Source organism: Campylobacter sp. CFSAN093233, assembly GCF_011068165.1.
Taxonomy (GTDB): Bacteria; Campylobacterota; Campylobacteria; order Campylobacterales; family Campylobacteraceae; genus Campylobacter_D; species Campylobacter_D jejuni.
The window spans coordinates 126,617-138,448 of the sequence record NZ_JAAMWY010000005.1 but is presented as its reverse complement, the minus strand read 5'-3'; the positions used below and the strand labels follow the sequence as shown (position 1 = coordinate 138,448).

Genomic DNA, 11,832 nt, shown 5'->3' with positions numbered 1-11,832 from the left:
AATTTAAAGTAAATAAGTGTATAATTAAAATAAAAAAGGGTTATTAATGCAAAAAGACAACCTCATAGCTTTTGTTATTTTTATTATCAGTACTATCGCATTTGTTATTTGGGGATTTGGTTATATTTCGCAACATCAATTAATTCTTTTTATTCTTGCTTCTATATTTGGCATTTTTATGGCATTTAATATAGGTGGAAATGATGTAGCCAATTCTTTTGGAACAAGCGTTGGCGCAAAAACAGTAACCATTAAACAAGCTTTAATTATAGCAGCTGTTTTTGAGCTAAGCGGGGCAATCTTCGCAGGCGCAGAAGTTACTAAGACCATACGCAGCGGTATTGTTATTTTTCCAAATTCTTTAGATCCTATGCTTTTTGTTATCATTATGCTTGCTGCACTTTTAAGCTCTGGGGTTTGGATTTTTATTGCAACCAAGAAAGGCTTACCTGTATCAACCACACACAGTATAGTTGGTGGGATTGTAGGTGCTAGCATTATGATGGGGCTTTTAAAATTTGATGGAATCCAAACACTCTCTATGGTTAAATGGAGTGAAATTTTAAGAATAGCTATTTCTTGGGTAGCTTCGCCTCTTTTAGGGGGTATTGTAGCTTATATTATTTATTCATATATTGATAAGAAAATTTTAAAACCATCAGAAAAACTAAATGATGATTTGAAAAATATCAAAAAAGAAAGAAAAAAATTCAAAGAAGAATATTTTTTAAATTTAAAAACAAAATCCCAAGAAGAACAAATCAAAGAACTTTCCGCTATAGCTTTGGATGAAGAAGAACAAGAAAATAATTTCTATAGAAATAAAATGAAGGAATTTAAGGATCAAGAAAAAGATATAGATATTTACTCTATTTTAAAAACTCATATGCCAATCATTGCTTGTATTGCTGCTGCTATCATTTCGGCAATGTTTTTATTTAAAGGTTTAAATAATGTTAGCACTTTGGATATTTTACAAAACTTTTGGATTATCGGAATTATAGGAACTATAAGTTATGTTGTAACATTTGCTATAGTCAAAATCGTTAAAAAAACAGAACTTAATAAAACTACTGATAGAATTTTCTCATGGTTTCAAATATTTACAGCCTCTAGTTTTGCATTTTCACACGGAGCCAATGATATAGCTAATGCTATAGGTCCTTTTGCAGCGATTTTAGATGTCTTAAAAAACGGCACAATTAACGCGACTTCTCCTGTACCTTTTGCTGCTTTAGCTATGTTTGGAGTTGCTCTAGTTGTAGGACTTTGGTTTTTAGGTAAAGAAGTGATTACTACAGTGGGTTCAAAACTTGCAACCATACGGCCTACTACTGGATTTTCTGCAGAACTTGGTGCAAGCATAGTTATACTCTTAGCTACACAATTTGGAATTCCTGTTAGCTCCACCCATATACTCATAGGTGCTATCTTGGGTATAGGAGTGTATAATAAAAACGCAAATTGGATTATGATGAAGCCTATAGGATTGGCTTGGATTATCACTTTACCAGCCGCTGGTATTATGGCAGCACTTGTATTTTTAGGATTTAAACTATCTTTAGGAATTTAAGTAAAGCTTATTTTTCTAAAATATTTTTTCCTTTAATTATATGCATCTTAATCTTTCCAAAAAGTTTATCCTCAGAATAAAGAGAACTTTTTGGAGCAAAAATTTCTTCATTCTCATCAAAAAGAACTAGATTAGCTTCTTTGCCAACTTCTATAACTCCACTATTTAAACCTAAAAATTCACTAGGATTTTTACTTGTAAATTGACAAAGCTCTTGCCAATTTAAAAATCCTTCTTTGATTAAAAAAGTATAACAAAGACTTATAAATTCGCATACGCTATGAATTCCAAAAGCCGCTTCATCAAAAGCTAAATCTTTTAAAGAAATTGATTTTGCACTATGCAGGGAAGTTAAAAAGCTAATCTTTCCTTCTTTTAAAGCCTCTCTTAAAGCCAAAACATCTTCTTTGCTTCTTAAAGGTGGCATAAGTTTCGCAGCCGTATTAAAATCTTCACAAGCACTATCATCTTTGATAAGATGATGAATGCTTACAAGTTTTAAATCCTTTTCATCTAATAATACTAAAGAATCTTTCAAACTTAAAAGATCAAAAATAACTTTATTTTTATAAAATTTAGCCAATTCTTTCATTTTAGCTATCTGGCTAGTTTCAGCGATTTTACTCATGCCTATAAGCCCTAGCTCAAAACTCATTTCACAATCATTCATCACTCCATTATCATCAAAATCCTTATCATAACAACGCACAAAAATTGGAGAGTCTTTCATAAAAGCATATTGTGAACTTACTTTTAAAGTATTTGCATCTAAAGAGCTGTCAAGCTCTAAAGCACAAGCACCTTTATTTAAAAGAGTGGCTAAATTTTTAAGCTTACCGTTTGCATCCTTAACCCGCACGCTTGAAAAAATTTGCATCTTTCTTTGAGCTACATTTTGTAAAAATAAAGCAAAATTTTCTTCATCAAAATCCATGCAATCACGCAAAACTATACTAGAAATTCCTCCTTTTAGACACTCATTTTCTAAAAGTTCTAAATTAGCTAAAGAAAATTTATCGTTTTTTAAACTCACACACAAATCTACAAAAGATGGAAGTAAAGTCATACCTTTAGCATCTAAAATTTCTTCACCTTGTAAATTAGAACCAATATTGGTAATTTTTCCTTCTTTAATCTCTATATCTTGTAAAGAATCTCCATAAATTTTTGCATTTTTAATTATCATGATTTTTCCTTAATCATTTTGCTTTAATAAATTCTGCGTTGCTTCTTGCACACTTTTACCCTTAAAAATTGCCACTACTTCATTTACAATAGGTGTATAAATTCCTTTCATTTTTGCTAATTTTTCTATAGCATAAGCAGTTTTTACACCTTCTGCTACTTCATTAAGTTCAGCTAAAATACTATCTAATTTTTGATTTTGCGCCAGTTTTAAACCTACTCTATAATTTCTTGATAAAACACTCGTTGCAGTTAAAAACAAATCCCCTGCCCCACTTAACCCTAAAAAAGTTTCTTCTTTAGCACCAAAAAAATTACCAAAACGATGCATTTCTATAAGCCCTCTTGAAATCAGTGCCGCTCTTGCATTATTGCCAAGTTTTAACCCATCACTAATCCCACTTGCAATTGCTAAAACATTCTTATAAGCACCACAAATTTCAGCACCACGAACATCATTATCAATATAAGTTTTAATAAAATCAGGGAAAAAACTTGCAAATTTTTTACAAAGCTCTTGATTTATCCCGCTAATCATCAAAGCAGTAGGAAGTTTTTGCATTACTTCAGCAGCAAAAGAAGGACCGCTTAAAACACAAAAATTTTCTTTTGGTACAAAATCTAAAAAAATTTCATCTAAAAATTGACAACTTTGATCTTCTATGCCTTTTGAAGCAATTAAAATTTTTTGTCCCCTGTTGATGAAATTTTCTTTAAGCCAAGCACGCACCCCTTGAGAACTTAAAGCAAAAACAAGATATTCACATTCTAAAGCTTCTTTTATGCTAACAAAATCTTCTAAATCACGCTGATGCAAAGAACTGATAAAACAATTGTGATTTTCTTTTAAGGCTAGATGTAAAGCACTGCCCCATTTTCCCGCACCAATAACCGCTATACGCATCAACCAAGCTTTGTTTTTAAAATTTCATTTACTTTTGCAGGATTAAAAGCTCCTTTGCCTTCTTTCATTGTTTGACCCACAAAAAATCCAAAAAGCTTGTCTTTACCACTTTTATACTCTGCAACCTTATCGGCATTTGCATTTAAAATTTGTTCAATCACCGCTTCTATGGCTGAATCATCACTTACTTGCTTAAGTCCTAGCTTTTCTATAGCTTCATCAATTTCCACACTAGTATTTTCAAATACAAAAGCTAAGACATCTTTAGCCGCTTTTGCACTGATGGTGCCATCTTCTATACGTTTAATTAAAACTCCAAGCTTTTGAGCATCTACGGGAGAATTTTCTATAGTCAATTCTCCTTTTAAAAGTCCCATAAGTTCAGTATTTAACCAATTTACACAAAGCTTAGGATTTAAATTTTGAGAAATAAGACTTTCAAAAAAACGACTCATTTCTAAAGAACTGATTAAAACCTCAGCATCACTTTCTTTTATACCAAGCTCGTCTATAAAGTGTGCTTTCTTCTCATCAGGAAGTTCAGGGATTTTAATATCCAAAAACTCATCTTTTAATAAAACAGGCAATAAATCAGGATCTGGAAAATAGCGATATTCTGCCGCTTCTTCTTTACCACGCATACTTCTTGTAACTAAATTTGTTGTATCAAAAAGTCTGGTTTCTTGAACTACTTCTTGTTCGTAAGTTCCATCTTCCCAAGCCTCACTTTGTCTTTTTACCTCATATTCTATAGCTTTTTGGATAAAACGAAAAGAATTAAGATTTTTAATCTCTACCCTAGTATAAAGTTTTGTATCACCCTTAGGTCTTATACTAACATTTGCATCGCATCTAAAACTTCCTTCTTGCATATTTGCATCTGAAATGTCTAAAAAGCGTATGATAGAATGAAGCTTTTTAAGATAAGCTACTGCCTCATCGCTACTTCTAAGCTCAGGTTCGCTGACAATCTCAAGCAAAGGAGTTCCTGCACGATTTAAGTCCACTTTAGAAAAATTATTTTCGTGGATATTTTTACCTGCATCTTCTTCTAAGTGTGCTCTTGTAATACCTATGCGTTTATTTTCACCCTTTACATTGATAAAAAGCTCACCCTTTTCTACTATAGGGATATCAAATTGTGAAATTTGATAGGCTTTAGGTAAATCTGGATAAAAATAATTCTTACGATTAAAAACACTTTTTTTATTAATTGTTGCATTGACAGCTTTTCCAAAAGCTATAGCTTTTTTTACAGCCTCTTCATTTAAAACAGGCAAAGCTCCTGGTAAGGCCAAACAAGTGGGACAAACATTGGTATTTGGAGCTTCTCCAAAAGAAGTTGCACATGAGCAAAAGATTTTTGTTTTTGTATTTAACTGAGTATGAACTTCAAGACCTATAACTACTTCAAACATAAAATTTCCTTGAATTTTTAAATGTTTTATTTTATCTTTTTTTCTTTTAGAAAGGCTTTAAATATTAACTTTAAATGCTATAATTCTTAGACAATTTATATTTAAGGAGTTAAAATGCCATTATTAGACAGCTTTAAAGTTGACCATACTAAAATGCCAGCTCCTGCTGTGCGTTTAGCTAAAGTTATAAAAACACCTAAGGGTGATGATATTAGCGTGTTTGATTTGCGTTTTTGCATACCAAATAAAGACATTATGAGCGAAAAAGGTACTCATACCTTAGAACATTTATTTGCAGGATTTATGAGAGATCATTTAAATTCAAATTCAGTTGAAATTATTGATATTTCACCTATGGGTTGTCGCACGGGTTTTTATATGAGTTTAATTGGAACACCAGATGAAAAAAGTGTTGCTAAAGCTTGGAAAGCAGCTATGAAAGATGTTTTAAGCGTAAGCGATCAAAGCAAAATTCCTGAACTTAATATCTATCAATGCGGAACTTGCGCAATGCATTCTTTAGATGAAGCCAAACAAATTGCCCAAAAGGTTTTAAATCTAGGTATTAGCATAATGAATAACAAAGAATTAAAACTCGAGAATGCTTAAAAAGAATCTTTATTTTTTAAACAATTAAGCTTTAATTAATATATTTTTATATATGATTTTGAAATTTTATTATTTTAAAAGGAGAAAAAATGAAACTGATGTGCGAGATGTGTAGTATCTAGTGCGTCCTTTGGCTTAACATTATGTTTCCAAAGGTCCAAAAAGTGGATAAGGAGATATAATGTGTAAGAAAGTCAAAAAAGTTTATTTTTTCAAAATACTCATTTAAAATCTTAACTTACAAAAATTTCTCTAATAAAATTTTAATTCAAAATATCTTCTTATCCTTAATTTTAATTTAAGGAGCAAAAATGAACTTACCTATACTTGATTTACAAGCTTATGAAAAAGATAAAAGCACTTTTCTTAAAAATTTAAGAGAAATTGCTTCTAAAATAGGTTTTTTTTATCTTATCAATACCAGTATAGATAAAAATTTAAACGAGAAATTATTCAAACTTGGCAAAGAATTTTTTAATCTTTCTAGAAGTTCGAAAGAGCTTATTTCTATGGTACATTCTCCTCAATTTAGAGGTTATACTAGCGAAGGTTTTGAATACACAGCAGGATCTAAGGATTATAGAGAACAACTGGATATAGGCACAGAAAGAGATGCTTTAAACTGGAATTTAAACTCACCCTTATGGCAAAGACTAGAAGGTCCTAATCTTTGGCCTAGTGAAATTCCAGAACTTAAAAAAACTTTCTTAACTTGGCACAAACAAACCAAAAAAGCTTGTTTAAAGCTTTTAAAAGCCTTCGCTCAAGCTCTTGATCTGCCTAGCAATGCTTTTGATAAACTTTATGGAAAAAATTCTTATGAACATTGTAAAATCATACATTATCCTAAAAGTTCAAAAAACACTACTCAAGGCGTGGGTTCACATAAAGATGGCGGGCTTATCACTTTTGTTTTTCAAGAAAAACAAAGCGGACTTGAAGCTTTTATAGATGGTAAATGGCTTAGTATACCCCCACTTGAAAATAGCGTTGTAGTTAATATAGGAGAATTTTTAGAACTAGCTACCAATGGCTATTTAAAAGCTACTATTCACCGCGTGAATTTAAGCCCAAAAGAACGCTTTAGCATAGCTTATTTTCTTGGAGTGCAACTTGATAAGGATATACCTATTTTTAAGTTAAATCCAGAGCTTGCCAAAGAAAGCAAAGGTGTGGATACTGATCCTAAAAATCCACTTTTAAGAAATGTTGCAAGTAATTATTTTAAAAGAATGATACGCTCTCATCCTGATGTAGCAAGTATTTATCATAGTGACTTGATAGAAAAATTTAGTTTTGCATAAAGGAGAAAAAATGACTTTATTTACTAAAGCTTTTTGCGTCGCTACTCTTTTTACCGGTTTTGCATGGGCAGATGAAGAACTTAAAGTTGGCTCTTCTATAACACCTCATGCAGATATTTTAAGATTTATAAAATCAGCACTTCAAAAACAAGGTTATGATTTAAAAATTTATGAATTTAATGATGGGGTAATCCCTAATGTAATGGTTGAAAATGGTGAGTTAGATGCTAATTATTTTCAGCATGAACCTTATTTAAAAGAATTCAATCAAAGGCAAGGCACCCATCTTGTAAAAGTTGCCAGTATCCATATAGAACCTATGGCAGTGTATTCAAAAAAATATAAAGAATTTAACCCAGAGGAAGGACAAAGCATTTCTATACCCAATAATCCTACAAATGAAAGCCGTGCTTTACGCATTGTAGCAAGCAAAGGACTTATAGAAGTTAAGGATAATGAGCTCATCACTCCTTTAGATATCACTAAAAATCCTAAGAAGCTTAAATTTGTAGAGTTAAAAGACGCTCAACTTACAAGGAGTTTAAATGATGTAGATTATTCTCTTATTAATAGCAATTTTGCTATTTTAGCAGGTTTAAACCCTGTAAAAGATGGGCTTTATACAGAAAGTAAATATAGTGAATATGGCAATATCATCGCCGTTAAAGAAGGTAATGAAAACCTTCCTAAAATCAAAGCCCTAGTAAAGGCCTTGCAAAGCGATGAAGTTAAAAAATTTATAGAAGAAAAATATCAGGGTGCTTTAATCCCTACATTTTAAGGAGAACAAATATGAAAAATTCAATCATTTCTTACCCAAGAATAGGTGCAAATAGAGAATTAAAATTTGCTATTGAAAAATACTTTAAAAACCAAAGTTCTAAAGAGGAGCTTTTAAAGAGTGCTAAGGATTTAAGGATTAGACACTGGCAAGAAATTCAAAAAGCTGGCATTGATTTTATCCCTAGTAATGATTTTTCACTTTATGATAATGTCTTAGATGCAGCTGTGCTTTTTAACATTGTTCATACAAAGTATAAAAATTTAAATTTAGATGCTTTAGATGAATACTTTGCTCAAAGTCGAGGTTATCAAGGAGAAAATGGAGATGTTACAGCCTTAGCAATGAAAAAATGGTTCAATACAAATTACCATTATTTGGTGCCTGAGTGCGATAATGCTGATATTATAGCTTTAACAGGGGATAAAATTTTTAAAGAATATCTCGAAGCTAAAGAGCTTGGCATAGAAAGCAAGCCTGTTTTAATAGGCATTTTCACACTTTTTAAGCTCATTGCCTTTAAAGATGAAAAAACTCAAAAACTCGCCAAAGAAAAGCTTTTAAACGCTTACATAGAGCTTTTTGATAAACTAAATGAACTTAAAGTGACATGGCTTGAACTTGATGAGCCTTATTTGGTTTATGATTTAAGCAAGGAAGATATCGCTTTGTTTGAAGAATTTTACCAAGAACTTTTAAATCACAAAAAAGATCTTAAAATTTTACTTCAAAGCTATTTTGGAGACTTAAGAGATATTTATCCTAAACTTTTAGAAAGCAAATTTGATGCTTTGGGTCTTGATTTTATCGAAGGTAAACAAAGCTTAGCCTTAGTTCAAAAATACGGCTTTGCTAAAGATAAAATCCTTTTTGCAGGTCTTATTAATGGCAAAAATATCTATACTAATGATTATGCTAAAAGCCTAAAGCTTATTAAAGAGCTTCAAAAATATACACAAAATATCATCTTAAACACTTCTTGCTCACTTTTACATGTGCCTTATAGCACTGAATTTGAAAGCAAATTAGATTCAAACTATCTTAAACTTTTTTCCTTTGCCAAAGAAAAACTTCAAGAACTTAAAGATTTAAAAGAAATTCTAAATTCTAGCGAAGAAAATCCGCTCTTTAGAGCCAATCAAGAGCTTTTTAAAAATATCCCAGAGCGTTTAGATGAAAAAGTCAAAGCAAGGCTTAAGGCTTTAAAAAAAGAAGATTTTACCAGAACGCCTAGTTTTAAAGAACGCGCCTTAATCCAAAAAGAATTTTTAAAACTCCCTCTTTTACCAACCACAACCATAGGTTCGTTTCCTCAAAGTGCTGATGTAAGATCTAATCGCCTTGCCTTTAAGCAAGAAAAAATTTCAGCTCAAAACTACACTGAATTTAACCAACAAAAAATCAAAGAATGCATACAAATTCAAGAAGAAATAGGACTTGATGTTTTAGTGCATGGAGAATTTGAAAGAAATGATATGGTGGAGTATTTTGGAGAGAATCTAAAGGGCTTTTTATTTACTCAAAATGGTTGGGTGCAAAGCTATGGCACAAGGTGCGTTAAACCTCCTGTGATTTGGGGTGATGTATCGCGCATAAAGCCTATCACCTTAGCTTGGTCTAAATTTGCACAAAGTTTAAGTCAAAAAATCGTAAAAGGTATGCTAACTGGACCTGTAACCATACTTAATTGGTCCTTTCCAAGAGAAGACATTAGTCTAAAAGAAAGCACTGAGCAAATTGCCTTAGCTATAAGAGATGAAGTATTAGATCTTGAAAATGCAGGTATAAAAATCATACAAATTGATGAAGCGGCTTTGCGTGAAAAACTGCCTTTAAGGAAAAGTGATTGGCATAGTGAGTATTTAGATTGGGCTATTCCTGCTTTTAATCTTGTGCATAGTGGGGTAAAAGCTAAAACTCAAATTCACACTCATATGTGTTATAGTGAATTTAGCGATATCTTAAAAGAAATTGACGCTATGGATGCTGATGTGATTTCTTTTGAAGCTTCAAGATCAAACTTAAGTCTTTTAGATACCCTAAAAGCTATTCGTTTTAAAACTGAGGTGGGACCAGGAGTTTATGATATACATAGCCCTAGAGTTCCAAGCGTAGAAGAATTAAGTTTAACTATAGAAAAAATTTTAAACAAATTACCCAAGGAGCAAATTTGGATCAATCCAGACTGCGGACTTAAAACAAGAGCCTATGAAGAAGTTATAGCCTCTCTTAAAAATTTAGTTACGGCTACGCAAAAAATACGAGAACAATTATAAGGAGTTTTCATGTGTAGTTTTTCTTTTGAAGTTTTTCCACCAAGAAAGGATGAAAATATCAAAAATCTTCATGCTATCTTAGATGATTTAGGGCAATTAAGCCCTAATTTTATCAGCGTAACCTTTGGAGCTGGAGGCTCTATTAACTCACAAAACACTTTAGAAATTGCAAGCTTAATCCAGGAAGAATATCAAATTCCTAGCATAGTACATTTACCTTGCATCCATTCTAGTAAAGAAAAAATCACTCAGATACTTCAAAAATGCAAAGAAAAAAATCTTAATCAAATTCTTGCCCTAAGAGGCGATATATGTGAGAATTTAGAAAAAAGCAAAGATTTTTCTTATGCTAGTGATTTAATTTCTTTTATAAAAAAACAAGAATACTTTGAAATTTATGCCGCATGCTATCCCGAAAAACATAATGAATCTAAAAATTTCATCGAGGATATACACCATCTTAAAACTAAGGTAAATGCAGGAACAGATAAGCTCATTACTCAACTTTTTTACGATAATGAAGATTTTTATACTTTTAAACAAAATTGTGCTTTAGCAGGTATTGACATACCTATTTACGCAGGTATTATGCCTATTACTAACAAAAGACAGGTTTTAAAAATTTCTCAACTTTGCGGAGCTAAAATCCCTCCTAAATTTGTTAAAATTTTAGAAAAATATGAAAATAATACTTTGGCTTTAGAAGATGCAGGTATCGCGTATGCTTGCGATCAAATTGTCGATTTAATCACAAGTGGTGTAGATGGAATTCATCTTTATACTATGAATAAATCCAAAGCGGCTATTAAAATTTATGAAGCTGTAAAGCATTTGCTTAAAGAAGAGCTTCATGCTTAGAAAATAAACTATTTTTTGCTTTTATCTTAACTTATTTTCATTTTTTAGCTTATGGTTTTCTATAAGTAAAACAAAAATTAAAGATAAAAGCAAACCTGGTATAATACCCAAGCAAAGATAGAAAAAAGAATTATATTTAAAAAAGAAGAAAAGTGCACCAAAAAGCATTAAAGCTAAAGATGCACCTTTGAAAAATTCTAAAATATAGATCAATGACCTTCCTCAACAACAGTTGCACCCGCTAAATATACATAAGTTAAAATCATAAAAATAAAAGCTTGTAAAAATGCCATAAAAGTTAAAAGCACATAAGCAGGAAGTGGAGCTATATAAGGAACTAAAGCTAAAATTACCATCAAAAATAAATCGTCACCTTTAATATTTCCAAACAAACGGAAGGACAAAGAAACCACACGAGAAAGATGAGAGACTATCTCTATAGGAAACATCAAAGGAGCTAAAAGTTTAATAGGTCCCATGAAATGAGCAAAATACTTTACAAAACCTTGCGCCCTAATACCCTCAAAATGATAATATACAAAAACTATAATAGCCAAGGACAAAGTCAAATTTAAACTTGCAGTTGGAGAGTGAAAACCAGGTATTATGCCTATAATATTACTAAAAAACACTATAATCCCCAAAGTTGCAACCAAAGGAAGATATTTTCTTGCACCTTTTTCACTTCCCATGGTATCTCTACCCATAGATAAAACTCCCTCTAAAAAAGCCTCGCCTAAATTTTGCATACCGCGTGGAACAAGTTGCATAGAACGAGTAGCCATCATAGCCACTATAACAGCAATTAAAGCTACCAAACCTATGTGAAAAAAATAAGAAAAAGTATGACTTGCATCAAGCAAAGAGCTAAATAAAAATAAATCTTTCATGGTTTCCTCAAAAATTTTATTCTAAACTCGGAAT

Annotated in this window: 11 protein-coding genes; 6 read left to right on the top strand and 5 right to left on the bottom strand. The window is 31.5% G+C overall.

Annotation, left to right across the window (positions count from 1 at the left end; translation table 11 throughout):
• Nucleotides 1-46 precede the first annotated feature (46 nt).
• A complete protein-coding gene (locus FBF15_RS03540) occupies nt 47-1,573 on the top strand; it encodes an inorganic phosphate transporter (protein WP_002852729.1) in 1,527 nt (508 codons plus the stop codon).
• 7 nt (nt 1,574-1,580) lie between these two features.
• Here FBF15_RS03540 and FBF15_RS03535 read toward each other — a convergent pair whose 3' ends face one another.
• Genes FBF15_RS03535 through gatB form a run of 3 tightly spaced genes read right to left on the bottom strand, consistent with a single transcriptional unit; the run spans nt 1,581 to nt 5,080 of the window.
• The gene (locus tag FBF15_RS03535) at nt 1,581-2,759 is read right to left on the bottom strand and encodes a metal-dependent hydrolase (RefSeq protein WP_002852672.1); all 1,179 of its coding nucleotides are present in this window, start codon (nt 2,757-2,759) and stop codon (nt 1,581-1,583) included.
• 9 nt (nt 2,760-2,768) lie between these two features.
• Entirely contained in the window at nt 2,769-3,665 is an 897-nt protein-coding gene (locus FBF15_RS03530) for an NAD(P)H-dependent glycerol-3-phosphate dehydrogenase (RefSeq protein ID WP_072233169.1), read from the bottom strand.
• Nucleotides 3,662-5,080 (bottom strand): Asp-tRNA(Asn)/Glu-tRNA(Gln) amidotransferase subunit GatB, encoded by a 1,419-nt coding sequence (gene gatB, locus FBF15_RS03525; protein WP_002852902.1) that lies wholly within the window; start codon nt 5,078-5,080, stop codon nt 3,662-3,664. The genes FBF15_RS03530 and gatB overlap by 4 nt, the downstream gene beginning before the upstream one ends.
• A 114-nt stretch (nt 5,081-5,194) precedes the next feature.
• Between gatB and luxS the strand changes: the two genes are divergently transcribed.
• From luxS to metF, 5 genes are all read left to right on the top strand, one after another.
• Entirely contained in the window at nt 5,195-5,689 is a 495-nt protein-coding gene (luxS, locus tag FBF15_RS03520; protein ID WP_002852694.1) for an S-ribosylhomocysteine lyase, read from the top strand.
• A 311-nt stretch (nt 5,690-6,000) separates the two neighbouring features.
• A complete protein-coding gene (locus FBF15_RS03515; protein ID WP_002852878.1) occupies nt 6,001-6,993 on the top strand; it encodes an isopenicillin N synthase family oxygenase in 993 nt (330 codons plus the stop codon).
• 10 nt (nt 6,994-7,003) lie between these two features.
• Entirely contained in the window at nt 7,004-7,774 is a 771-nt protein-coding gene (locus tag FBF15_RS03510) for a MetQ/NlpA family ABC transporter substrate-binding protein (RefSeq protein ID WP_002852735.1), read from the top strand.
• Nucleotides 7,775-7,785: 11 nt separating this feature from the next.
• On the top strand, nt 7,786-10,050 hold the full coding sequence (gene metE / locus FBF15_RS03505) for a 5-methyltetrahydropteroyltriglutamate--homocysteine S-methyltransferase (protein WP_002852733.1): 2,265 nt from the start codon (nt 7,786-7,788) through the stop codon (nt 10,048-10,050).
• 9 nt (nt 10,051-10,059) lie between these two features.
• Nucleotides 10,060-10,908, top strand: a complete 849-nt coding sequence (metF, locus tag FBF15_RS03500) for a methylenetetrahydrofolate reductase [NAD(P)H] (protein WP_002852720.1) — start codon at nt 10,060-10,062, stop codon at nt 10,906-10,908.
• A 21-nt stretch (nt 10,909-10,929) separates the two neighbouring features.
• Here metF and FBF15_RS03495 read toward each other — a convergent pair whose 3' ends face one another.
• Together FBF15_RS03495 and FBF15_RS03490 are read right to left on the bottom strand one after the other, a co-directional pair.
• Entirely contained in the window at nt 10,930-11,121 is a 192-nt protein-coding gene (locus tag FBF15_RS03495; protein WP_002852856.1) for a membrane protein, read from the bottom strand.
• A complete protein-coding gene (locus FBF15_RS03490; protein ID WP_002852750.1) occupies nt 11,118-11,798 on the bottom strand; it encodes a F0F1 ATP synthase subunit A in 681 nt (226 codons plus the stop codon). The genes FBF15_RS03495 and FBF15_RS03490 overlap by 4 nt, the downstream gene beginning before the upstream one ends.
• Nucleotides 11,799-11,832: the final 34 nt, after the last annotated feature.